Origin of the sequence: Ktedonobacter robiniae (assembly GCF_016587375.1) — a bacterium.
Classification (GTDB): Bacteria; Chloroflexota; Ktedonobacteria; order Ktedonobacterales; family Ktedonobacteraceae; genus Ktedonobacter; species Ktedonobacter robiniae.
Genome location: NZ_BNJG01000001.1, coordinates 3,707,094 through 3,730,741 on the forward strand (window position 1 = coordinate 3,707,094; position 23,648 = coordinate 3,730,741).

Below are 23,648 nucleotides of genomic sequence, written 5' to 3' on the forward strand. Positions count from 1 at the left end.
AGTCCTTACTCCTTTTGCATATTTTGACGCATAACATAAGTATCTTGTGTTTCTAAATCGTTGAGAAGAGCCTGTAACTCATCTACTTCACCTGTATCGAGCTTATCGCCCTCTTGCTCAATGAAGTGCTCCCAGGTGTCAACCTCGGCAATTCCACGCTGGTAGTTGAGTACAACAATCTCTTGCCCACGCTCCAGACGTCTGCCATCCAGGGTACGGGCAGGTATGCTCTTGCGATGCCCCCCAGGCGAAACATAGATGATCTCGCCGAGATTATTGGTAGGAATAGTCTTGTTGACCTTTCCTACCAACCCCGTTCGCTCCGAGATATCCTGTACAGTCGAAGCTTCACTTTGCCCAATTAAGCGATCAAGCAGGCTAATAATAAGAGCTGCTACAATGAAGCCGCCAACGACAGCCCCAATGATAGTGAATGGAAGCGCTAGATTGGTGACATTATGAAACATGTAGCCAAAGAAGCCAAACCAGAGCAGAAAGAGCACAATCGCGGTTGGATTGAAGAGGGAGAGAAGCGAAAAGTGATGACCAGCCTCGCTGCTCTGAGTCCCTGTGTGTTGACCATTCGCCGCGTGTGTTCCTCCATGGTTATGGATGGCTGGGGCATGGGCGGCATGAAAGGGATCGCTCACATGGGTCTGGAAGCCATGTACCAGGCCATGTCCTACGCCATGTCCCACTCCCGCATCGTGCCCAACTGCCGCGTGTCCGTGTCCAAAGTGGCCAAGGAAGGCTACAGCGAGCAGGAAGAGAAGCCCAAAGAGAAAACAGAAAAGAAAGACAAGTGAGAGCGGATCAGTTGCTAGCATAGCACGGCTCCTTTATCTCCAGGTAGACCACATTTCCGGTTCGTTCCTGCTGGCCCCCGGTCGAAAGCTTCGACCAGGCTAATAGCTGTAGCGACCATGCCAGCAAGGCCGCTCGCAAGCGCGATAGAAAGATAAAAGGGAAATGGTGTAATACCCAGCAATGTCAGCCAGGGAAAGAGCTTGTCCGAATAAAGCGCGATTGCGCCAACTAGGAGCGCACCCAACAGCAGGACCGAAGGGACCAGAACCGGATGGCGCTGCAAGAGAGGATTACGGGCCAGGGGCAGTCCATGCACCTGAACATCCTGTAGTCCGGTTTGACGCATATGCACGATGAATAAGACCTTTTCCTTTCTCGCGGCTACCATATGAGCACGTTCTATCTCCAACCTGAATCCGCTTCGGGTGCGACGATGGCGCATGCCTTGTAGACGCGTTACGCTGGACATCTATTAACTAAGACGTAAGTTCGCCGGAAAGATACAATGGTTATAATACTTCTTCGTTCCCAAATTCTTCAAAATAGGCGGCGATTTGATCGTTCTCTGCAACAGGCTCCGCGTCGCTCGTTAAGGCTTCGGCGACGGCCCCGAGTTCCTCAAGTGAAAGCGTAGCCAGGCGTTGAAAGAGCGCCAGGTAGCGCCGGGGATCGGATGTGCTGGCAAGAAACTGCAAGAAGCCCGATAGCTCAGGCTCAGAGCGCCACTCCGCAGCGCTGGCATCTAGCCAGGTGCTCAAGCGATCATTTCCGGTGTCAAGCGAGGTCAACAGGTCGGTGCTGAAGTCGGGCGGATCATCGACAAGGTAACCGGGATGGACATTGAAAAAGCGCGAGAGCAGGTCGCGACTCGATGCAGTCAGGTGCAGGCGCTTACCGCTCTCTAGTTGGGAGAAATAGGCCTGGCTGATGCTCGCGTCAAGCTCTTCCTGCATAGCTTTAACGACTTCCATCTGCGTCATAGGGCGATTATAACCGCGCAACTCGCCTTCGACGGCGCGCAAGTGTTTGATTTTTTCAGCTAGTTTCATTTTTATATACACAAGCAATAATAACTATTTGTTATAAGGAGTATAGCTGTTTGCAATTGTATTTGTCAAGAGGGAAAGCCCAAGAAGGAGAAATTCGTCGGATTCTGCCTGAGGAGACGCGATATAACCTTGTTTATGTGTGCTAATCTTAGGCTAAAGTACCTACTCCCTTTTAGCTTTGCTTGCACAAGAGATTATAGCTTACTAGTTGGTAAAAAAGTATACAAAAAGCCTAAAAGTAGTATATTTGTATATGCAAACCAAAAAAATCTTATAATCTGGCGCTTTGAGAAGGCCACTATTTTATAGTTGCTTTCTTCTCACTTTATGCTTATATGACTTCACAAAGATACCATATCTCATTTTCCGTCACTGGATTGAATCGATACCAGGGATTTGTTTCAGACATCTGCGGCGTCAGGATAATTTCTTTGTTAAGTAGTTTACTTATCGTGCGCATAAACTCCAGCAAGCGCTCGACTTTGTCACCAGTGTTAATATCACGGGGATGGATATCGAAATCAATCTCTTCTTCGGTAAAGAAGAAGCTGTTTATTACAAGCTCTTGCCTATCTATACAGAGTTGGGTGCTGTGTTCCTGTCGGAGATCAAAAATGGTTTTTACTGAGTCAGGAAGCTCCTGGGGAGTTCCGTCGATGGTGAACTCGAATGGATATGAGCTTTGTCGTAGGAAGTTGAGCATGATTTGCCAGTCTTGCTCACTGGTATTGAGCACAAAAATATCGCGTAAACTGCCATCATTCTCAAATACTATTTGAGAAAGTTCAGAAAGCATAATTAATTTCTCTTTTTGGTAATCTTGCTTATTTTTGTGGTGTAGCCTTGGCATTGTAGCAGTTGGAGGCTGGGGAAGGCAAAGGGGGCATAAAAAAAGGAAAGGCTTGCTTGGTTTGGGGGTATAAGCAAGCCTTGGATCCTGGTAGAAATGACCTGTCAAAGCCTGTGACTCACTCTGGCAAGACATAGCTATACTATACAGGGCATTTCTCAAGAAAAGTTCAGAACTATGTAAAGTTTTTTCTATATTTTTCTATATTTTGCGCGATGAGGGAGGGATATGCAGGCCTGACCGACGCTGCTAAAGCACACGTCTACATATGCCCGTCATATGTAGACGTGTGCTTTAGCAGCGTCGGTCTACCCACCTCTAAGCGTTATTGGTGGGGTGGGTGGAGGCTGAGTGTGCCTTCGGCCAGGGTTTCGATGTGTTTGCGCTCGAAGAGCATGGGATGGTGGCGCACATCAAGCCACATCTGGATGAAGTCGTCATAATGGGGACTGTTGGGATGGCCCGATTGACCCGGAGCATGTCCTGAGAGCGAGTGGGTGAGATCGGACAGGTCCAGAATCTGGCGATAGGATGGTACGGTAATGACCGTATCGGGATTTTGGGGCGAGACGGCGCCCATATTAACTGTGTCTATGTCGCCACCAACGGCAAAGGGGCCACGATTAAAGGTTTTCTCCAGCGCCTTGACGCTACCAAGGGGATGGTTATAGGTCATGCGATGGACGGAGCCATATTGCCAGTTGAGGATGTTTTCGCCACGGCGATCCCGTAGTTCGCCAAGCGTGGCCTCAAAGGCGGCGCGTAGGGCTGCCTCCCAGGTGCGAGGACCATTGCGCATCACGCTGTCGGTGAACCAATCGTCGTTATGCTCCTTGAGCAGGCGGATGAGCAGGGGGCGCTCGCGGCTGGCGTAGCCGTTCATGGTCGCGAGGATGGTCGCGCCTACGCCCAGGTAGCTGTTGAGTAACTCCTGGTCGTCTCCAATAAGCGCATCAAGCACGATGCGCGCAATTTTGCGCAGGAAGGTGGTGTAGATGGCCGCTCCGATGCTGTCGGGAGAGAGGACATGGTTCCAGGTGTGTAGAATGTCCTGTGCGGCGCGCTCATGAGGTGTCCGTGGCTCGATCTGTAAGATGTAGGGTACAATCTCTTCCGCAGGAATAGAGTACCGATCGGCCTGGATGCGTGCCATGTCGCTGGGCGAGAGCTTGCCGCCGCTGGTGAGCAGGTCACGAATACGCTGAGCACGATAGCCATTCAACCACTCATTGCTGATGTAGTAAGGGTAGTTGTCGTCGATGACGCGATTGTTGGCTGTGGCGATAAAGTGCTGGTCGGGATTAAAGGTTTGCGGAAGCTCCTCGAAGGGAATGTAGCCCTGCCACTCATATTCGCCGGTCCATCCCGGTGAAGGCAAGAGCGCCTGCTGGTCTCCAGGACGAATAGGGATCGCGCCAGCCATGATATAGCCGATGTTACCCTGGCGGTCGGCGTAGACAAAGTTTTGCGGTGGTACATCCCAATCGCGCAGAGCATCACGAAACTCATCCCAGTTGCTGGCGCGATTTATCTTTTGGACTGACCAGGCGATATTGCATTGCTCAAGGCCCGTCCAGCGAATGGCGATGGGAAGCTCGTTTGCCTCACTTTTGCCTGAGTCGAGGGCTGGAAGGTGGGTAATGATGGGGCCGTGACGGGTCACGCGGACATCTTCGACCACGGGGTCCGCTCCCTTGACATTGATAACCTCGCGATAGATTTTTGCCTCTTCCCATTTACCCTGGTATTCATACTGGTGCGGGTTATCGGGATTAAACTTTTCGACATAGAGGTCCTGCACGTCAGAGACGGCATTGGTGACGCCCCAGGCAATATCGCGGTTATGCCCGATGACCACTCCGGGCGCACCGGGGAAGGTGGCGCCCACCACATCGATATCACCGGCGTTGAGATGGCATTCAAACCAGATGGAGGGCGCGGCCTGCCCCAGGTGTGGATCGTTACAGAGGATGGGCAAGCCAGTTGTTGTCATGGTGCCATCTACGACCCAGTTATTGCTACCACCCAGCATACCGAAGCCTGCCAGTTCCTTCAGGCGCTCATACTGATCGAGGAGTCCCGCATTGATGCCCTGGTATGCCACGCCAGGTGGAATGATGAGTGGGTGCGAGGGATCATAGCCTGCTTCGAGCTTGGCCGCACGCTCGACGCCGATTTTCGCGATCAGGCGCGCACGGGTAAGCTCGGTTTCCCAGTTGCCGCTGAGGTTCCAACCAATCATTTTCCCCCATTGGAGTGAGTCGGCGTGGGTCCAGGGGGTGGGCTTGAAGCGCAGGATCGAAAACTCGACAGGCAGGCGATGCTGATTATTTTGCATAAAGGTATTGATGCCTAGTGTATAGGCATCGAGTATGCGCTTCATATGGGGGGTGAGTTGCTGTACAGACTCGATTGCGGAGCGGTGCATACCTAGCCGACGGCTAAAGCGGTCGGCTTCAAGCGCGATGGGACCAAAGACCTCAGCCAGGCGTCCCGAGCCGATGCGTCGATTTAGTTCCAACTGCCAGAGCCGCTCCTGGGCATGGATATAGCCCTGAGCGAAATACAGGTCATCCTCATTCTGAGCATAGATATGAGGAACACCGTAGTGATCGGTAATGATCTCAACCGGCTCATGCAGTTCTGAGAGGTGCAGGGTGCCTTGCTTCTGCGGAAGAGAGCGTCGTGAGAGGAGCCTGAAGGTGCCAGCGGCAAAGCCAGAGAGATCACCAGCGGTCTGTAGGGGTTTACGCCACCAGGGTGCCATGTCGTGCCCTCCTTGTGTGTTTAGCAGGTAGGTAGGCGCTACACATAAACCTGCGAAAAGCTTATGTGTAGCGCCTGCACAAATTTTGTATGATGCATAAAAATAGCAGCAGGGTACATATGTGTGCCCTTACTGCTATTCTACCTCATAGGGTGCTTGCCTGTCTTGGTGGCCCAACGCTACTAAAGTACGCGTCGCTCCCTAGGCCAGTTCGGTACCCCTGGGGGTATCGCGGACCTCGAAGCCCAGGGCCTTTAACTCATCGCGGAGCTGGTCGGAGCGCTTCCAGTTCTTGGAGGCCCGTGCTTCGTCGCGCTGGCGTACGATCTCCTTGACCTCGTCGCTGATCTCGAGTGGTTTCTTGGGCTCGACAGTATCAAGCCTCAGGCCAAGCACACGATCAAAATCGAGCACGAGATGGCGGCGTTCGGCTGGCTCTATCTTTGCGTTGCGCACGGTCTCACGCGTCAGCACCAGGGCGGTCGGCAGATCGAGATCGTTGTTGATCGCCTCGCGGAAGGCATCGCGAAGGCGCTGGGCCTCCTCTGACCAGTTCGCCGTTTGCTCAGTGATGGGCAGTTCGGCCAGGTCATCGCGCAGGTTGTTCAGCGCGTTCTGCGCGGCCTGAATCGAGTCATCAGTATAGTTAATCTTGGAGCGATAGTGGGCGGTCAGCATGAGGTAGCGGAAGGCCATGGGATCAATGCCCTCCTCTTTGAGTGTGCTGACAAGCAAGACATTGCCCTTGGAGCGTGACATCTTGATGCCATCATCGCCATTCTCGTTGCTGGTCTTCATCTTGCGGTTGCCAATGATGAGAAACTCACCATGAACCCAGTATTTGACCGGCTCTTTGCCGAAGGTACCCTGGCTCTGCGCGATCTCGTCCTCGTGGTGGGGGAACATTAGATCGAGTCCGCCCGTATGGATATCGAACTGCTCGCCCAGGTACCTGGTCGCCATAGCGGAGCACTCGATGTGCCAGCCGGGGAAACCAGAACCCCAGGGGCTATCCCAGTTCATCTGGCGACCTTCGTCACCCTTCTTCCAGAGGGCGAAATCCTCGGGAGAGCGTTTATCCTCTGCAACCTCCATCTGTTCGCGACCATGGCCGCCGGCGCGCAGGTTCTCCACTGTGTTGCCGGAGAGCTTGCCGTACTCGGGAAACTGCGCCACATCGTAGTAGACATTACCATCCGCGATATAGGCCAGGCCCTTCTCAACCAGTGCCTGCGTCATCGCCAGCATTTCGTCGATGTGGTCGGTCGCTTTGGGACTGAGGTGAGGTGGCAGGATATTGAGTTCAGCGGCATCACGCATATATTGCGCGGTGTAGTGCTGAGCGATATCATAGGCCGAGCGTCCAGTGGTGCGTGCCTCGTACTCAAGCTTATCCTCACCGCTCTCTACATCATCGTTTTGTAGATGCCCTACATCGGTGATGTTGCGCACCAGGTAGACATCGTAGCCATTGTATTCAAGCATGCGGCGCAGCCAGTCGGTCATCATAAAGGTGCGGAAGTTTCCAACGTGGATATCTTTATAGACGGTAGGGCCGCACGAGTAGATGCCCACGCGGGGTGGGTTGAGTGGCTGAAAGAGTTCACGTTTACGGGTCAGCGTGTTGTATATATACACTGGTTTGTCAGTAATGGTCGACATGAGCTTTATGGTCCTCCTCTTGCGTGTATGGGCGGTATATAGTTTGCCAGACGCTTTGTCTCTCTGCTAGCGGGTCCTATAGCAGATTACTATTGCTGGCGAGCATATGCAAATGCGCATAAAAGATTGCGAAAACGGGAAGTGAGAGGAGTAGCTCAGGCGGGGACGTGCGGAGAGAAAGGCTCTAGAGAGTGTTCTTGCTGGTCAATGCATTACACAGAGAGGCAGCACGTCATTACGTCCACGGAGGGCTGAGCTACAGAATGAAGGGCGGCCTCCGTGAACGCAGCGACAGGCGCAAGAATGAATTTGTTGGCGCTGCTGCGTATATGCGTGCACGATGAAAAACTCCAGGTCGTGATGTTTCTATATGCGTGTAGTATATCATATCGGCACAGGACTGTATAGCATAAAGGGTGGTAGCTAGCGGCCTGCCTGTGTGCGCTGGCGCGCCAGCAGGAAGAACATGATTGCGACAACCAGCGAGGCGACGCCAGTAATAATATGAGACACGTGATAGTCGAGGAGAAAGAGTACAAACCAGCCCAGCGCAACGATCGACCAGGCAAGGGAACTGATATACCAATTGTTAAGCCAGCGAGCGAGCCAGGACCTGGTACGAGACATGTGGCAAATCTCCCTTCGTCGCTAACAAGAGCTGCTGATTTTGAAGCAACGTATGTGCATATGATACTACAAACTTCATTATAAATGATAGGTACGTAAACCGTCATTTGCCAGTGAATTTTGCGCACAGCGTATCTTTGAGGTTCTGGTAAGTAGGATAGTAGACCCTGGCAGCCTGCGACTGCCAGGGTCTACTATCCTACTTACCAAGGCGAGCGCCGCAGGTGCGAGAGGGGTTATGTTAAGCCTGGGGATCAACCTCGTTGTTGGAGAGCACATTCAGGCTGGAGGCCTGTCGCTGACGCTGACCCTGAATAAGCTGTGCGATGAAGACCAGGGCTACAACAGCGATGGGCGCGCCACACCAGGCCCCCATGGAGCCAAAGTAGTAGAGCGAGAGAGCTGGCACGAGGAGTAGTGAGATGGCTAGGCCATAGCAATACATGCGGAACTGAGGAAAGATGAGCATAAGGAGCATCGCGAGATAGAGAAAGGCATAGGAGAGGATCGTCAGAAACTCCAGACTCAGGCCAAAAAAGCCCAGTGTGGTATTAGGACTTAGCAGGCTAGAGGTATGCATAGCGATGGCAAACGCATTTTGTCCAACAATGAATAGTAAGATGGGAACCAGGCCAACGCCAATACCAATTACCAGTTTAGGATTAATGCGCTGGCGTGCGTAGGTGAGCAGTTTCAGCATGAGGGAATGCTCCTTTCCTTGTCGCTTTACTGGTTACTTGCTATTTCAGTATAAGCGCCACAAAAAGAGGAGGGCATAGCACACTCCTTAACAGAGCGAGCACCATAGGCGCGAGAGCGAGATCAGGCCAGGTGAGTATAGAACTGGCCATGGAAACCGTAGGGGATATGATGAGGGACCTCTGCACGCGCAATCTCTTCAAAGGTATGCGCGTCCAGGACGAGTAAGAATGAATTGCCCTTGTGGGCGTTGAGAACGACTGAGAGGATGACTCCATCGTCTTCAGCTCGCGCATTGGGGGAAGGTGTAAAGACAGGTTCGCCGGGATAGCAACCACTCTCCTCCCAGATGTGGGCGGTGCGCTCTTTGAGGTCGACGCGTAGCAGGCGATTGGTAAAGACATCTGGCTGCTCTTTATTGATGCTTACTCCATAGGCCACACCGTAGTCATGGGTATTGTGCTGGTGATAGTTGATCGTAGGAAGCTCAAGCGGGTGCGGCGTCAGCACCTCGTAGCTGGCGCTCTCCTCGCGTAGAGGAAGGTGATAACGGCGCAGCTCGCCATTACCATTCTTATCGACTTCAGAGCCAAGCCCAAAGCTACGCAGATGATCGAGGTAGAGGGCGTTGATATTACCCGGATCGGGATAGGCTGAGAGATCAACGAGCACTTCGTCACCCTGCTCAAAGGCATTCACATGATGGAAGGTGAAGAATGCCTCGGTATGATAGCGCCCCATGATGCTGCCGTCACGCTTGCGCATCACGATAAATTGTGTTCCCTCCTCGGGTCGCCACGTATAGTTCTCGATGAAGGGCTTACCACTGCTGAGCACCTCCAGCGGATTGACGCGATAGGGAAATTCCGCAATAACCACGTAATTCTCGGTCATGCCAAAGCTATGAATATAGGCCGGTTCCATAACGGGATAGGAACCGATCTCGTAGCGCCTCTTCGAACCCCTGGGCAGGCCAAAGACACGGAACTGGCTGGGCATAAAGAATTCGGTCATATAACTAATGGTGGCCTGCTGCGCGAAGTCGTAGTGAGGGTGAGCGCAGCCATGATGACCCTTGAGATCATCTTCAAAGTAGACGACGCCCAGCGTATCGAGCGTTTCGGGGTTGAAGGCGATGGGGAGCGGCGTCTCGGTTAGGGCAGCAAACTCGCCCGCGATCTTGTTGATGCTGACATTGGCATTGACGGAGGCGGTCATTGAGCCTTTAAAGATTGATTTGCAGGGATCAGTGGCAAACATACTAAAGGTGATGCGCCCTTCCTCTATGGATGTCTTATAGACATCGCTATGCAAGAACTTATTTGCATAGGAGACCTTCCCATCCTGAAGCGAGAAGCGATGTAGCATAGCGAAGCCATCGAACCAGTGGCGGAATTGATCTTCCCCCACCTCGAATTTCGCTGGCCCGTTGCGCAAGAGGGTACCGCAGAGCCAAGAGGGGAGGCGTCCCCGAACCGGAAGCTGATCGAGAACGGTCTCTTCATTGAGGGACTGATAACCAAGGCGAAATGTATGTTCCATACGCTGATCAACATCCTTTCTTGTCGCGAGGAGAGCGCTAGCCTGAGAGACATGTAGATGGGTCCCTCTATCTATGCTAATCCCTGGGACGAAATGAGTGTTTTTGCAGGTATGTGTTCAACTCAGCTTCAAAGGTATAGCGCTGTGGGCGAACCGGGTCGATGCGCACAGAGATGAAGTCATTCTCCTGGTAGGGCGTGGGGGGCCGGTCGAGAGGATGACTGCGGAAGACATAGGTCTTCTCGGTCAGAGGATCGGTCCACTCCGCGACGATAATCTGGCGCATGATGGGAGCAGATGGGGCATCGCTAGCGAGCGTCTCTGGAGCATCTGGTTGCTCAGGTGCACCGCTCAGCTCTTCTGCTCTGTTTTGTGTTCTCTGCGATGCGGCGGGTTGTAGTGGGTAAAGGGTGTGTATGCGCGCCTGAACAAGGGTGCCGTTCTGTGAAAGCCAGTACATCTCCTGGCGCTCGATATACGAGAGCCCAGAGAGGACGAGGATGGCGATAACGATGAGTAAGACGACGACAATAATCAGGATAAATAGCCAGGGCATGAGTAATTGGCCTCTTCTCTTTCTGCAAGATAAATACAGGCGGATAGTTTTTTCAACCATAGATTATAGGTGATAGGCGAGTTTTTTGCACGCGTGCCAGGGAAGCATACGGCGCTGTTGTCCGACGCTGCTCAAGCACGCGTTTCCAAATCATGGTTCATTGGGGTGGCTGTTGCCCAGAAGGATAGGAGGTATAGGTGCTCATGGATGTTGGGGCTCCGGGCTGGGCGAATTGATTAGAGGCAACGGGATAGGTGGTTTGTGACTGATACTGGCTATACGGACCAGGGTGTGGCGTCTGGCCAGGAGTGGGTTGTACCTGTCCAGGCTGAACGACGATGCGTGATGGCGCGTCAGAAGTCTGTGTGCCGCGCCGGGTGAAGAGGCTAGTGAGTAGCAAGATGATGCCAAGCATGGCCAGGCCACTACCAAGGAACCAGTCGTTTTCATAACGTCCCCGTGGTTTTTGCAGGAAAGTATTGGTCAGGATATTCACTGGCTGATTGCTGCTATCATAGCCGATGATTTCTGCCACCTTGTAACCAGTCCCAATGAGCGTGTAATTGGAAGAGTAGGTTGCCGTATCCTTTCCGGTGACGTTGATAGGTTGGGCCGTATCGGAATCGTAACGAAAGATATAGTCGTGTGTAGAGAGCACGTTGAGCTTATTGGCATTAGCGATATCGGCCACATTCACGATATAAATTTTGGGGTCATTGCTCAACTGAAGATATTCAGTGCCTGAGCTGCTACTGTTGGGAGTAGTGGGATCGCTCTGATAAATAGCGTGCAGAAGTGTTCCCTGTTCGCTGGACTGATAGCCCAGGTCGTGAGAACGTGTGCCATAAATCAGGCCACTTATAGCCAGAATGAGCCCAGATAGGATAAGGAGAAGCGAGAACTGCGAGCGACGCATAGAATAAACCTCGTTTCTAAACTGCAAATATAAATGGTGAATTTTATGCACTTGGTGTAGGCCGCTCATATTGTATGCTAATCGAGCATAAAAAAATAGGGTGTAGTTCACAAAATTTTGTGACACTACACCCTATCAACTTGTTTTGAGGAGATTTCTGTAGATTAGACCAGCGCGGCCTCGTTGGCGCGTACCGAGAAGTAGGACGACTGCTGGTGATGTACGATGATCGCCGCGGTCGACTGCTCGGGTACGAGCTGATGGGCCTCTGTAAGGTTGATGTCGATGCTCTCAGTGACGGGCAGCACTTTGAAGAGCTTCTCATGATCTACCAGGTCAGGGATGGCGGGATAGCCCCAGCTGTAGCGTCGGCCCCGATCCTCTTCCAGTCCCAGTTCATGGCGCACCAGGCGATTGGTGTACTCGGCCAGGCCCTCCGCCATCTCGACGGCGAGACCATGCACGAAGTAGCCCTCCGAATAGTTGCCTGCCTGCTGCAGCTGATCGATATACTCAGAGGCGGCGCGACCCATGGTCACGACCTGGAGTGGCACAACGTCGATCTTCCCGCTCTGTACTGAGGCGAAGTAGTCGGCCAGGCAGAGGCGCTCGCGCTCGCGCTGGCGTGGGAAGCTAAAGCGCGTGAGCTCCCGCCACTGCGAGAGGGGCTTGCCGCTCTCAACCTCGCCAGGCTCATAGACGATCAGATCATTGCCGCTGGATTGGCAGGGATAATAGCCGTAGACTACGCGAGGTTGCAGGTAGCGCAGACGGCGCGCCTCCTGGAGCATACGCTCCAGGCGTGGCTTGAAATCCTGCTCAACGAGGCGCTCAAACTCCTCACCATGCGTCTTGCCGCCCCAGTGCAGGCGGTAGAGTGTCTTGAAGTCCATACATTCAGCGACATCTTCTAATCCGATGCGATCAAGCACGCGTGGTCCCCAGAAGGGCGGTGTGGGCAGGGAGCGCGCTGGCTGAATGCTCGTCGAGGGCCTGGTATCCACTTGAGATTGGCTGTTGGCTGTCTCTTCCTGGCCCCCAGCTTTACGCTGGCGTTCGTTCAGGGCCTCCTGCTGGATTTTCTCCACGAAGGTGGAGCGTTGCTCGGGCACGCTGGTCAGGCGATCCATGATGTCGAGTCCCTCGAAGGCATCGCGGGCGTAGAAGACGCCGGGTGCGTAGGGCAGGGGTGCCGCCTCCGCGTTTTGCTCATCGACGAAGAGGATACGCCGCCCAAATGAGCGGTTGATGGCGGCCCCGCCAATGATGACGGGGAAGCTATGACCGCGCTTATGCAGCTCTTTTACGCACAGTGGCATCTGCTTGGAGGTACTGACCAGGAGCGCCGAGAGACCGATGGCATCGGCGTTAACCTCGATGGCCTTATCGATAATTGTGTTGAGCGGGACCTGCTTGCCCAGGTCGTATACCGTGTAACCGTTGTTGGTCAGAATCGTATTGACCAGGTTCTTGCCGATATCATGTACATCGCCAAAGACTGTTGCCAGCACGACCTTACCCTTGGTATAGCCTTCCTTCTTCTCCAGGTAGTTCTCCAGGTGTGCCACAGACTTTTTCATAACCTCGGCTGACTGAAGTACAAAGGGGAGAATCAGCTCGCCCGCGCCGAAGCGGTCGCCAACATCCTTCATTGCGGGTAGGAGCACCGTATTCAGCACTTCTACGGCCGCCTCGCTGGTTGGAGTATCACTGGCCTCGGTGCGTTCCTGAATGATTGCGTCGATAAGCGGCTCGATACCCTCTTTACGCCGATGCAGGATCTGCCAGTGAATACGTTCGGCAGTGTTCATACCCTCGGTTGGATCGACCTTGGCCTCGCCCTCGTTCTTCTGTGGGCCATGCGACTCAAAGTATTCAATAAAGTGTGGCAGGGCTTCAGTGCGATTGAAGATCAGGTCCTCGGCGAGTTGGCGTTGCTCCGTGTCGATCTCGGCGTATGGCTTGATATGGGTCGGATTGACGATAGCCATATCCAGGCCCGCCTTAATCGCGTGATAGAGGAAGACGCTATTGAGCACGGCGCGTGCATGAGGCTTGAGGCCAAAGGAGACGTTACTCACGCCTAGCACGGTCATGACGCCGGGCAGTTCGGATTTGATACGGCGAATGCCCTCCAGGGTGTCGATGCCCGCCGTCTGAAGTTCTTCCTGGCCTGTCGTAATTGTAAAGGTCAGGGGATCAAAGATCAGGGCATTGGGTGAGAGGTCATATTCGTTGACGCAGATGTCGTAGATCTTGCGCGCGATCTCGACCTTGCGCTCAATGCTTTTGGCCATGCCCTCTTCATCGATGGTCAACGCTACGAGCGCGGACCCGTGCTCAAGCGCGAGGGGGACCACTTTCTCGATGCGCTGGCGCCCATTCTCCATATTGATAGAGTTGATGATGGCGCGCCCGGGATAGATCTCAAGCGCGGCCTGGATGACATCGGCCTCGGTTGAGTCGATGACCAGGGGGGCTTCGATACCCATTGAGAGCTTCTTGACAGTTTTGTGCATCTGCTCAGGCTCATCGGTGCGCTCCGTCACTGCTACCTGGACGTCGAGAACGTGCGCGCCCCCCTCGACCTGCTCGCGACCAATCCCTAGCAACGTGTCATAGTCGTCCTTGAGCAAAGCTTGCTTGGCCTTCTTGCTGCCCTGGGCATTGACGCGCTCGCCGATCAGTAGCGGAGCGGGGTCCTGCTGCATCTCAACGGAGCGAATGGCGCTGGAGACGAGCGGGGGCATAATCTGCTTGAAGTCTTTGTGCTCGATATTCTGATCGGCCTGGGGGCGTGGCTTGCGTGTCACTGGTCGGCAAGCACGTACGATGGCTTGCAGGTGCTCATGACTGCTGCCACAACAGCCGCCGACGATGTTGACGCCAAACTCCTCGATAAACTCGTGCAGAGCCTGGGCCATAGGTTCTGGCTCCAGGGGATAGACAGCCTGCCCATTGACGTTGAGCGGAATGCCCGCATTGGGGATAGTCGAGATTGGCAGACGACAGTTCTCGGAGAGATAGCGCACCGGTTCGCGCATATGCTCTGGACCGGTGGAACAGTTGAGCCCAATGATATCTACGCGCAGGGCGGTGAGGGTCGTGGTCACGGCGGCGATATCGGTTCCCAGCAGCATACGCCCACTGGTATCAAGCGAGACCTGGGCCTGGATGGGTACGCGACGACCTACCTCTTGCATGGCGCGGCGCAGCCCCGTAATCGCGGCTCGCACCTCAAGGATATCCTGGCTGGTCTCGATGAGCAATACATCGACGCCGCCCTTGAGCAGGGGAATGGCCTGCTCGTGAAAGATCGCGGCCAGTTGCTGATAGGTAATATTGCTGAGCATGGGGTCGTCTGAGGAGGGAAGCATACCGGTGGGCCCCACGGAACCAGCCACAAAACGTGGCTGGCTGGCGGTGCTATAGCGATCAGCCAGGCGACGAGCGAGACGGGCCGCTTCAAAATTGACCTCGTAGGTAAGATGCCCAATCTGGTATTCATCGAGCTTGAGTCGACTGGCGGTAAACGAATCGGTCTCGATGACATCGCAGCCAGCTTCAAAGAAGCCAGTGTGAATCTCTTCAATGACCTGGGGTTTGGTCAGGACCAGATATTCATTGCAGCCCTCAGTTTGCTGACCACCATAATCCTCGGCTGTCAGCTGATAACGCTGGATATTTGAACCCATGGCCCCGTCAAAGATAAGCGGACGACGTGCCAGGGCAGAGAGAAATTGACTCATGGGCAAAACCTGCTTTCAAAGAGATAGGCTAGGTAGATCGCAAATTATTTTTAATGAAGAGCTGATACATCATTGTAGCAGGCAATCATGCAGGTGGAAAACATCATTTTGCCCTCCATTATACCATGCTCAGCTGATGCTGAGTAACGAAAAAGGAAAGGTTTTAGTGTAGAATAAGTGTGAGTACGTTTTCTGGCTGAGTAGCGCGTGCTTCGTAAAGAGGAAAAGAGCGACACGGATCTGTCATGTCAGGCGGAGAATGGTTGGAGAGGCAGGGCACATTGATAGGCTTTACGCTTGTGCAGTGCGCAGTCATGCAATGCAAGATCCAGTGGCGGATCAAGACGTAACCCATACTCCTAAGAGGTGCCAGGCTGCTTCGGCTCTCCTTCGCGGAAAGAGCAGGATACATGAAAACTAGAGAGGCTGCATGTTTTACGCTATTGCAGTATCCTCAGCCGGATCGAGGGATTGTTTCGGTAGCTCGGCAGCCGCTGTTTCTGCATCCTGCATATGTGGAAAAACAGCATAACAAGGGAGTGCCGACATGTCAAGTATTTTTACGCTAGGTATTGAAGAAGAGTTTCAGCTAGTAGACACGTATACGGGAGAGCTACGATCATGTGCGCCCGCAATTTTAGCGCGTGGCTATGAGCAGTTTGGGGAGCAGATTACCTCTGAGGTCTTGCAGGCGACGTTAGAGCTTACCTCAGATGTATTTCCCACGATTGAGGTGGCGCGTCAGGTGCTGAGTGTCTCAAGGGCGAGACTAGCGAAACTGGTGATGCAAGAAGGCGTAGCATTAATGAGTGCCGGTACCCATCCTAGCTCCTCCTGGAAGGTGCAGAAGCGTAGCGAGGGCGAGCGCTATGATGAGCTTGTCGCGGAATATCAGGATGTGGTGCTCTCGGACCAGATCTTTGGTTTGCATGTACATGTGGGTATTGGCGAGAGCCTACATGATCGTGAGATAGGCATGAAAGTATTCAGCCAGGCACGCACCTGGCTGCCACATTTGCTGGCCTTATCCACCAATGCACCCTTCTGGGAGGGGCGCTATACAGGCCTCAAATCGTACCGCGCCGTCCAGCGACGACGCTTCCCGCGCACTGGTATACCCGATGCCTTCGCCTCATGGAGCGACTATGAGCGTTATGTGCAGCGCCTGGTCGCGATAGGCGCGATTGATAATGGCAAGAAAATCTGGTGGGATATGCGTCCCCATGTCTTTTTTCCCACGCTGGAGTTCCGCATCTGCGATATGCCTGCGACCTTAGAAGACACCCTGGCGATTGCGGCGCTCTGCCAGGCGCTAGTGGCTAAATTGACCTGGCTGAATGAGCGTGGCCGCGAAGTCCCAGTCTTGTCGAGCCAGCTCATAGAAGAGAATGAATGGCGAGCGATGCGTTACGGCCTGGATGCCAGGTGGCTTGATTTTACACAGGGGCGTGATATAAGTATGCGGGCGGCTCTCGCGGAGCTACTTGATTTTGTGGATGAGGTTGTTGCTGAGTTGGGGAGTCGTAGGGAGATAAACTATCTGCGCGCATTGCTCGAAGATAAGCGTGGAACGGGAGCCGACCAGCAGATTGCCGTCTACGAAGAGAGTGGTGACCTGCGCCGTGTAGTGAGTTTCTTGCGCGAACAGACGATGCAGGGCATTCAGTCTACTGAAGGCTAGCCCTACCTATAGAAATGCATTGGTTCGGCTAGGAGTACCTGTTACATTAAAATTGACGCTGTTTACAGCTGAGAAACGTGTCTCTCTCATAAGGTGGTGATATGGGGAGAAAGCACACGTTTATGAAGAAAGAGGTAGAGCCGCACCGATGCGTTGTTTTTTCTGGAAAAGGAAGCAGCATTGTGGTGATGGGCTCTCTCTCCTCGTGTAGGAGAATGAATGGATGAGTGAGTCAGAAAAAGCGGTGCCGTTTTCGCTTGGGATAGAGGAAGAATATCAGCTTGTACGCCAGGACAATGGAGCGCTCAGTTCAAGCGCGCCATTTGTGCTGGAAAAGGGAGTGCCATATTTTCAGGAGCAGATTAAGCCTGAAATGCTGCAATCTACCATAGAGTTTATTTCAAGTGTGCTTCCCAACCTGGAGGCGGCGCGAAAAGAGCTCTATACGGCGCGAGCACTACTCTACCGGCTAACCAAGGGCGATGGCCTCTCGCTTGTGAGTGCCGGTACCCATCCCAGCGCGGCCTGGCGTGAAGAGCGGCGAACCGAGAAAGAGCGTTATAAAGAGCTTGAGGAGGAGTACCAGGATGTCGGGCGCGCCATTCTGATTTTTGGCCTGCATGTGCATGTTGGCATACCAGATAAAGAGATGGCGATTCGCATCATGAACCAGGTACGTACCTGGTTGCCGCACATCCTGGCCTTCTCCGCCAACTCTCCTTTCTGGCAGGGACGCTATACAGGTTTGAAATCGTATCGTACGGTAGTCTGGAAGCGTTTCCCGCGCGGTGGCTTGCCTGACGTGATTCCCTCGTGGGCGCATTTTGAGCGCTTTGTCCAGGACCTGGTAGATATGAAGTGTATCGATAATGGCAAGAAGATCTGGTGGGATATCCGCCCACACGCTTTCTTCGATACCCTGGAGTTCCGCATTTGTGATATGCCCGCGACCTTAGAAGATACGCTGGCGATTGCGGCGCTCTGCCAGGCGCTGGTGGCCAAACTCGCGCGCCTCAATGAGCGAGGCGAGGGACCCCCAGCTAGTCCCCGCGATTATATCGAGGAGAACAAGTGGCGTGCCATGCGTTATGGTCTCGATGCCGAGGCTATCGATTTTCAGCGGCATCGTAAGCTGCCGATGCGTGACGCGCTTTGCGAATTGCTTGACTATGTTGACGAGGTAGTTGATGAGCTTGGGAGTCGGCGCGAGATTGATTACCTGCGCCAAGTTCTTGATGATCCCCAGGGCAACGGAGCGGACCGGCAGATCGCCATCTATAAAGAGAGCGGAGGCGATATCGAGGCCGTGCAGCGTTTCCTCATCGAACAGACGATGCGCGGCGTGGAGCTAACAGAACTCGATTCCCAGGCGCCATTTATGCACTTCATGATGCACTCGCGCATCAGCTAGAGTGTGCATCATAAAGTGTCATGTAGAACTGTGTGGATGTGTAACTACACATCCACACAGTTCTTTAACTCTTCTTGATGGCAGAGAGTCTGCTCTGTCCCAGTGTCATAAATCAGGGCCAGGTTATCAACCTGGAGATCCCAGGCAAAATCGCGTGAACTGAGATAGGGAATGATTTGGGAGAGTTTGCGGGCATCGATATCGCCAAAGCCAATGGTGATGTGCGGGAGCCACTGATTGGGGTGATAGAGCTCAGATCCTCCACTAACTATTCCTGAAATCTGTAAAGCGCGCCAGAGGGAGCAATGGAACTTATTCAAGTGGTGATTGCGTACGAGGGGGATATAGAGCACGGGGTGCTCGCCAGTAAAGAGAGCCAGTCCAGTGGTACGCACATAGAAACAAGAATACTGCGCGGCAAAATCATGCAGAAACGCTTTAAGATTGGGCAGTTGGTAGTCCTGAGCAATATGGTAAGAGAAATGGGGATAAGGCGTCACATAGACGCCTTGAACGCCGAACTCATTACGTAGTTCGGCCCAGAGCTCCTCAATGACCCGGTAATACGTCTCATCAAGTAAAGAAACGATGCCGTGCATGGTCGTATCCCTCTGCAATTGTGGAAAGGTCCTCATGATACGGGACGGGTCTATGTATTACTACATAGCATACTCCTGCTGGCAATATGTAGAACACGCTATCATTAGAGGGCAAAGCAGTCAATATAAGTATATAACATGCTTTATAAGCAATGAGAGTGTTATAGTGGAGATATCTTAGACATTTCCGCTATAACACTCTCATTGCTTATCCTTGCCTATCCTCTAAAATGCGGTTTCGGCCATGCGATCAATATGCTTACAGAAGCGCTCGATCTCTTCTTCAGTGTTATAGTAGTGCAGGGAGGCGCGGACCATCGTGTTCAGGTGGCGGCTCTCCATATCCAGGAGCGTTGAGTTATAATCGGAGATAGAGACGTTGATCTTCTCCGCGGCTAGCTGGCGCTTGATCTCTTCAGGGGGGATCCCCTCAATCGTAAAGGTCACGATGCCACACTGGTTGACACCCCGATCATGCACAATGACGCCGGGTATCGGGCTAAGTTGAGTGCGGAGCTGGTATGCCAGGGCCTTGAGACGGCGCCAGATGTTCTCCAGCCCCCAGTTGAGCGCATAGTCAACGGCGACTCCCAGGCCGATACGACCCGCGACATTCCCCTCCCAGTTCTCGAAGCGCCGCGCGTCTGGGCGCATCTCATAGCTATCCTGCGTCGTCCAGGTAGCGGCGTGCAGGTCAAGCATGGGCGGCTCTAGCTGTTCCAGGAAGGCGCGCCGTACATAGAGAAAACCAGTTCCACGCGGCCCGCGTAGATACTTGCGTCCCGTGGCCGAGAGCATATCACAGCCAATTTGTTCGACATCGATAGGCATCTGCCCGACGGACTGGCAGGCATCGACGAGAAAAGGAATGTGATGCTGGCGTGCTAGCTTGCCAATAGCCTGTACTGGATTGACAAGGCCGCCATTGGTGGGGACATGCGTCACCGAGATGAGTTTGACGCGCTCATCGAGTATAGACTGAAGCGCCTCTACATCGACCTGCCCATATTTGTCATTAGGGATAGGCTCTACCACGGCTCCTGTCTTACGTGCTACCTGTAAATAGGCGATATAGTTGCTCGCATATTCCGCGATGGAGGTCAGGATACGATCCCCTGCCTGGAAGCGCATGCCATAGAAGGCCATATCCCAGGCGCGGGTTGCATTCTCTATGAGCGCCACCTCGTCGCGCGAACAGTGAAGCAGGGTCGCAATGGCATCATAGGTATGTTCTGATTGCTTCTGGGCGTGATCGGCGGCCTCATAGCCCCCAATCTGAGCTTCGAGGCGCAGGTGATCCAGCGTGGCTGAGAGAACTGGCTCGGGGAGAAGAGAGGCGCCAGCATTATTGAAGTGCAGCACATTAGCACAGCCTGGCGTCTCCTCCCTGGCGCGTTGTACATCGAAAACGAAAGGCATATCACAGCTTCCTTCTGCTGAAAAGGAAAAGCGGGGAGTGCAGAGGGGCGCCAGCCCCTCTGCGTCCCTTTCCCCTACCGCCGCAGGCGGTATGAACTCTTTCAAACGAAATTGAACAGCGTACTAAAAATAGACGTAGTGCTTTCTTATCTTACCATTCAGGACCGTTCCATGCGAGTAGGCATGAAGAGGAGAATAGTGGTAGCTGTCAGAGAATAGAATGTGGCTTAATGATTAACAAATACATTACAAAATTTGGCCTGGAGGACTGCCAGGAGTACTAAAGCATGGAAAATTTTGAGATTATAGACAAAATTCTTTACGATTAATATAGTGACTGACGAAAGTTCCTATTGATCTTGCGGTGAGGGGTTGTCAGAGGCAAAAGGTGGGGAAGTCTATGTTTCAGGCTTCACACATAACGATGTCTGTTCCCACCTGATTTTAGGAATGGTACGAGGAGGTACGTTAGCGATATGCATACAAAAGAGCGAAAAACAGAGATCAAGACCTATAATCTCTGTATTTTAGGCTTTGGCAACGTCGGTCGAGCTTTAGCGCGGCACCTATTAGCCAAGCGCGAAGATCTGCGGAATGAATATGGTATCGAGTGGCGTGTGACCGGTGTGGCGACTCGGCGTATGGGCTGGATCGCTGATCCTCAGGGGATCGACCTTGAGGCCCTCCTGGCCGGGAATGTGTCACCTACGCAGACAGAGCCGCGTGATGTGCAGGAGTGGCTCCAGGCTGCCCAGGCGGATGTGCTCTTTGAGCTTACCTCGACGAATCCTCAGACGGGCCAGCCCGCGATTGACTACATGCGCACAGCTCTGGAACTGGGGGCCCATGTCGTAACCGCGAATAAGGGACCAGTGGTCCATGCCTATGTGGAACTGGAGGAACTGGCGCAACGCAAAGGGAAACACTTCCTCTTTGAAGCCACAGTCATGGCAGGCGCGCCTATCTTCTCCCTCTATCAAAACTCACTTCCAGCGACCAAACTCATGCGTTTTCGTGGCTTGCTCAATGCCACCTCAAATGTCATTATTAACGAGATGGAGCAGGGCAAAAACTTTGCTGAGGCGGTCAAGCGAGCGCAGGAACTGGGTATCGCTGAGACTGACCCCAGTCTGGATGTCGACGGCTGGGATGCCACGGTCAAGCTCTGTGCGATTGCTAATGTCTTGATGGACGTTCCGCTCAAGCTCGAAGAGGTCCAGCGTGAGGGCATCCGCGAACTCCAGCCCGCCGAGTTGCAGCGTGCGCGTGCCGCGGGCACGCCCTACAAGCAGGTGGCGACGCTTGAGCGCGTGGGGCAGGATGTCGTGGCACGCGTCCAAACAGAGCAGGTAGAGGCAGGCGATCCCCTGGCGGCGGTTAGCCCGGCCTCCATGCTAGCCCACATGGAGATGGATATTGTACCAGGAGGTCTGACAGTCACGCTTCACCTGCCCGAAGATGAGACTGCGGGACCCGACGCGACCGCCTATGATGTCATGGCAGACTTCATTCGTGCCGTCTCAGCATAAAGGAAAAAAGGTGTGATGGATCCTGGTAGCCTGCAACTGCCAGGATCCATCACACCTTTTTTCCCTGATTAGCTAAACTGGCTCGTCAATGGGAGGCAGGCCGATAAGGGTGTAGTCACGTGGGTGCTCCACCAGGAAGCGATACTCTACTTTGTACTCGCCACTTGGAGGGAGCGTGAACTGCCAGGTATACAGCGAGAGCTTGGTCTGCTCGGTTGGCGCTGGTTGCACATGAAGTGCCTTAATTTTGACGCGTTCATGTTGAGGAACAGGCAGGTGATCACGTAACACGATCTGGCGTGGGAAGGACGTGAAGTTGGAAATGGTGATACGGTAGCCGTAGGTCAGGCGGCGCAGATCGTTTTGTAGTAGAACCCCCTTATCGACGGCGCGCTCCGTCAGCTTGCGCTCAACCTTGATGCTGTCGTCGATTCCGAGAAAGATTTTGAAGCGCTCAGAGTGAGCGGTCTGTTTGACCTGGGAGGTACCAACATATTCGCCTTTCAGGAAGATATGAGTTGTACCGGGTAGAATGACGCGCTCAGTGGTATTGGTAATGGTGGCGCGCAGATGCACGTTCTCCTCCAGAGAGGGAGCCGAGACATAGTCAAAGGTGCAGGGAAGGCGATCAAGCGCGATAGTTGTTTTATGCGGCGAGCCATTCGAGGGAATATCGACGGAACGCGCGACGCGGAAGACATAAGCGGTGCCTGTATTCTCCACGGATGCCGTAGCCATTTGTGCGGGCTGGGACATGGCTGCCGCTGGTGCTGCCGCTGGTGCCGGTGGTGGCATATCCATATTCTCCATGTGCGCACTCATTCCTGCGGCTGACATGGCCTGGCTTTTTAGGGCGCGTGCGGCATAGACCGGGGTAGGCGTAAAGGTATTGATATACCAGGGCTTAAGCTCGGGCAAGACCGAGGCCAGGCTGGGGCGGGCGGTGGAGAGTGAGAGCCGAACATTGCTCCAATCTTCATCGGTGCGTTGTGTGACCACGCCCAGATAAGTTAGTTCGACCTCACCACGATTGCCATCCTCATTGAGCTGAACACGAACATCGTACTGGGGCTGCCAAGAGGCCCCCATAACCATGTAGGAGATTTCTAGCGTTATGTCGCCCTCTTGTGGCATCTCAAGCGCGACCACGGCCGCGAGACGGTCAGTTGTGCCGCTGTTTTGTTTCTGTGTGTATTCGCGGCGGCGGGCCTGAATTTCTTTCTGAATACGCTGAACCTGTACGTCTAGGTCCAAGGCCTCTTCCGCATCCTGCTGGGCTTGCTGAGAGGCGAAGCGAAAGAAGTCCGCACAGTCCTGGGGCTTCATCTGCCCACGGGCCAGGCCTCGCGCGAAATCAGTTGCCTGCTCGCCAAGGGAACGTAGCCACTTGCGTCGATCCTGTAACGCCTCCTGGCGTGCTTTTAGCAGCTTTGCCTGCTGCTCCAGGTGATCAATTTCTATCTCTAGTTTTAGCAGGTCGTCACGCGTCGTAACGCTATGATAGGCGGTGGTAATATCCACATTAAGAATGCGCATGCCTTGCGGACCCTGGCCGGAGGCTCGGAGTGATTCACGAAGAAAAGGTGGCAGATCATTGATGCGCACATCATGTTCGCCCTGGGCCAGGTGCATGGTGCCTGCGCGTGTGACGAGGGCGCGGTCGTTATAAACAGTTACCTCGGTAATGGGAGCCTGGATATCAGTTGCGGGCATGGGAGTCTCCTTCTATATTGCGTTCTTCGTCTTATGTACGTGCGAGCACCAGTGCTGGTTGGCAGTAGCCTG

18 protein-coding genes are annotated in these 23,648 nt (G+C 53.6%); 3 read left to right on the forward strand and 15 right to left on the reverse strand.

Annotation, left to right across the window (positions count from 1 at the left end):
- Positions 1–5: 5 nt before the first annotated feature.
- The 12 genes from JMJ04_RS15515 to metH form a co-directional block, all read right to left on the reverse strand.
- Positions 6–827, reverse strand: coding sequence for a hypothetical protein (locus tag JMJ04_RS15515; protein ID WP_201371364.1), 822 nt, complete (start codon positions 825–827; stop codon positions 6–8).
- Positions 821–1,159, reverse strand: coding sequence for a hypothetical protein (locus JMJ04_RS15520; RefSeq protein ID WP_201371365.1), 339 nt, complete (start codon positions 1,157–1,159; stop codon positions 821–823). The genes JMJ04_RS15515 and JMJ04_RS15520 overlap by 7 nt, the downstream gene beginning before the upstream one ends.
- Before the next feature lie 157 nt (positions 1,160–1,316).
- The gene (locus JMJ04_RS15525; RefSeq protein ID WP_201371366.1) at positions 1,317–1,856 is read right to left on the reverse strand and encodes a helix-turn-helix domain-containing protein; all 540 of its coding nucleotides are present in this window, start codon (positions 1,854–1,856) and stop codon (positions 1,317–1,319) included.
- A gap of 331 nt (positions 1,857–2,187) precedes the next feature.
- Positions 2,188–2,814, reverse strand: coding sequence for a hypothetical protein (locus JMJ04_RS15530; RefSeq protein ID WP_201371367.1), 627 nt, complete (start codon positions 2,812–2,814; stop codon positions 2,188–2,190).
- A 217-nt stretch (positions 2,815–3,031) separates the two neighbouring features.
- A complete protein-coding gene (locus JMJ04_RS15535; RefSeq protein WP_201371368.1) occupies positions 3,032–5,473 on the reverse strand; it encodes a penicillin acylase family protein in 2,442 nt (813 codons plus the stop codon).
- 201 nt (positions 5,474–5,674) lie between these two features.
- A complete protein-coding gene (gene cysS / locus JMJ04_RS15540) occupies positions 5,675–7,135 on the reverse strand; it encodes a cysteine--tRNA ligase (protein WP_201371369.1) in 1,461 nt (486 codons plus the stop codon).
- Positions 7,136–7,558: 423 nt separating this feature from the next.
- Positions 7,559–7,762 carry a hypothetical protein gene (locus tag JMJ04_RS15545; protein ID WP_201371370.1) on the reverse strand — a complete coding sequence of 68 codons (204 nt, stop codon included), beginning with the start codon at positions 7,760–7,762 and terminating at the stop codon, positions 7,559–7,561.
- 241 nt (positions 7,763–8,003) lie between these two features.
- Positions 8,004–8,462, reverse strand: coding sequence for a hypothetical protein (locus JMJ04_RS15550; protein WP_201371371.1), 459 nt, complete (start codon positions 8,460–8,462; stop codon positions 8,004–8,006).
- A gap of 122 nt (positions 8,463–8,584) precedes the next feature.
- Positions 8,585–10,003, reverse strand: coding sequence for a carotenoid oxygenase family protein (locus JMJ04_RS15555; protein ID WP_201371372.1), 1,419 nt, complete (start codon positions 10,001–10,003; stop codon positions 8,585–8,587).
- A 76-nt stretch (positions 10,004–10,079) separates the two neighbouring features.
- Positions 10,080–10,559 (reverse strand): hypothetical protein, encoded by a 480-nt coding sequence (locus JMJ04_RS15560; RefSeq protein ID WP_201371373.1) that lies wholly within the window; start codon positions 10,557–10,559, stop codon positions 10,080–10,082.
- A 157-nt stretch (positions 10,560–10,716) separates the two neighbouring features.
- A complete protein-coding gene (locus tag JMJ04_RS15565; RefSeq protein ID WP_201371374.1) occupies positions 10,717–11,475 on the reverse strand; it encodes a hypothetical protein in 759 nt (252 codons plus the stop codon).
- A gap of 164 nt (positions 11,476–11,639) precedes the next feature.
- Entirely contained in the window at positions 11,640–15,224 is a 3,585-nt protein-coding gene (metH, locus tag JMJ04_RS15570; RefSeq protein WP_201371375.1) for a methionine synthase, read from the reverse strand.
- A 547-nt stretch (positions 15,225–15,771) separates the two neighbouring features.
- Between metH and JMJ04_RS15575 the strand changes: the two genes are divergently transcribed.
- On the forward strand, positions 15,772–16,905 hold the full coding sequence (locus JMJ04_RS15575; RefSeq protein ID WP_201371376.1) for a carboxylate-amine ligase: 1,134 nt from the start codon (positions 15,772–15,774) through the stop codon (positions 16,903–16,905).
- A gap of 223 nt (positions 16,906–17,128) precedes the next feature.
- Positions 17,129–18,316 carry a carboxylate-amine ligase gene (locus tag JMJ04_RS15580; protein ID WP_201371377.1) on the forward strand — a complete coding sequence of 396 codons (1,188 nt, stop codon included), beginning with the start codon at positions 17,129–17,131 and terminating at the stop codon, positions 18,314–18,316.
- Positions 18,317–18,360: 44 nt separating this feature from the next.
- Here the strand turns inward: JMJ04_RS15580 and JMJ04_RS15585 are convergent, their stop codons facing one another.
- The gene (locus JMJ04_RS15585; RefSeq protein WP_201371378.1) at positions 18,361–18,915 is read right to left on the reverse strand and encodes a 2'-5' RNA ligase family protein; all 555 of its coding nucleotides are present in this window, start codon (positions 18,913–18,915) and stop codon (positions 18,361–18,363) included.
- Positions 18,916–19,140: 225 nt separating this feature from the next.
- Entirely contained in the window at positions 19,141–20,334 is a 1,194-nt protein-coding gene (locus JMJ04_RS15590; protein WP_201371379.1) for an aminotransferase class V-fold PLP-dependent enzyme, read from the reverse strand.
- 476 nt (positions 20,335–20,810) lie between these two features.
- Between JMJ04_RS15590 and JMJ04_RS15595 the strand changes: the two genes are divergently transcribed.
- The gene (locus tag JMJ04_RS15595; protein WP_201371380.1) at positions 20,811–21,863 is read left to right on the forward strand and encodes a hypothetical protein; all 1,053 of its coding nucleotides are present in this window, start codon (positions 20,811–20,813) and stop codon (positions 21,861–21,863) included.
- Between the two features lie 72 nt (positions 21,864–21,935).
- Here JMJ04_RS15595 and JMJ04_RS15600 read toward each other — a convergent pair whose 3' ends face one another.
- Positions 21,936–23,576, reverse strand: a complete 1,641-nt coding sequence (locus JMJ04_RS15600) for a mucoidy inhibitor MuiA family protein (RefSeq protein WP_201371381.1) — start codon at positions 23,574–23,576, stop codon at positions 21,936–21,938.
- Between the last annotated feature and the right edge of the window lie 72 nt (positions 23,577–23,648).

Bases quoted from the DNA above. Each gene is read 5' to 3' on its own strand.
- JMJ04_RS15580 (WP_201371377.1), top strand. From the start codon at position 17,129: ATGAGTGAGTCAGAAAAAGCGGTGCCGTTTTCGCTTGGGATAGAGGAA.
- JMJ04_RS15565 (WP_201371374.1), bottom strand. From the start codon at position 11,475: ATGCGTCGCTCGCAGTTCTCGCTTCTCCTTATCCTATCTGGGCTCATT.
- metH (WP_201371375.1), bottom strand. From the start codon at position 15,224: ATGAGTCAATTTCTCTCTGCCCTGGCACGTCGTCCGCTTATCTTTGAC.
- JMJ04_RS15560 (WP_201371373.1), bottom strand. From the start codon at position 10,559: ATGCCCTGGCTATTTATCCTGATTATTGTCGTCGTCTTACTCATCGTT.
- JMJ04_RS15515 (WP_201371364.1), bottom strand. From the start codon at position 827: ATGCTAGCAACTGATCCGCTCTCACTTGTCTTTCTTTTCTGTTTTCTC.
- JMJ04_RS15545 (WP_201371370.1), bottom strand. From the start codon at position 7,762: ATGTCTCGTACCAGGTCCTGGCTCGCTCGCTGGCTTAACAATTGGTAT.
- JMJ04_RS15600 (WP_201371381.1), bottom strand. From the start codon at position 23,576: ATGCCCGCAACTGATATCCAGGCTCCCATTACCGAGGTAACTGTTTAT.
- JMJ04_RS15525 (WP_201371366.1), bottom strand. From the start codon at position 1,856: ATGAAACTAGCTGAAAAAATCAAACACTTGCGCGCCGTCGAAGGCGAG.
- JMJ04_RS15535 (WP_201371368.1), bottom strand. From the start codon at position 5,473: ATGGCACCCTGGTGGCGTAAACCCCTACAGACCGCTGGTGATCTCTCT.
- JMJ04_RS15585 (WP_201371378.1), bottom strand. From the start codon at position 18,915: ATGCACGGCATCGTTTCTTTACTTGATGAGACGTATTACCGGGTCATT.
- JMJ04_RS15590 (WP_201371379.1), bottom strand. From the start codon at position 20,334: ATGCCTTTCGTTTTCGATGTACAACGCGCCAGGGAGGAGACGCCAGGC.
- JMJ04_RS15595 (WP_201371380.1), top strand. From the start codon at position 20,811: ATGCATACAAAAGAGCGAAAAACAGAGATCAAGACCTATAATCTCTGT.
- JMJ04_RS15575 (WP_201371376.1), top strand. From the start codon at position 15,772: ATGTCAAGTATTTTTACGCTAGGTATTGAAGAAGAGTTTCAGCTAGTA.
- JMJ04_RS15550 (WP_201371371.1), bottom strand. From the start codon at position 8,462: ATGCTGAAACTGCTCACCTACGCACGCCAGCGCATTAATCCTAAACTG.
- cysS (WP_201371369.1), bottom strand. From the start codon at position 7,135: ATGTCGACCATTACTGACAAACCAGTGTATATATACAACACGCTGACC.
- JMJ04_RS15555 (WP_201371372.1), bottom strand. From the start codon at position 10,003: ATGGAACATACATTTCGCCTTGGTTATCAGTCCCTCAATGAAGAGACC.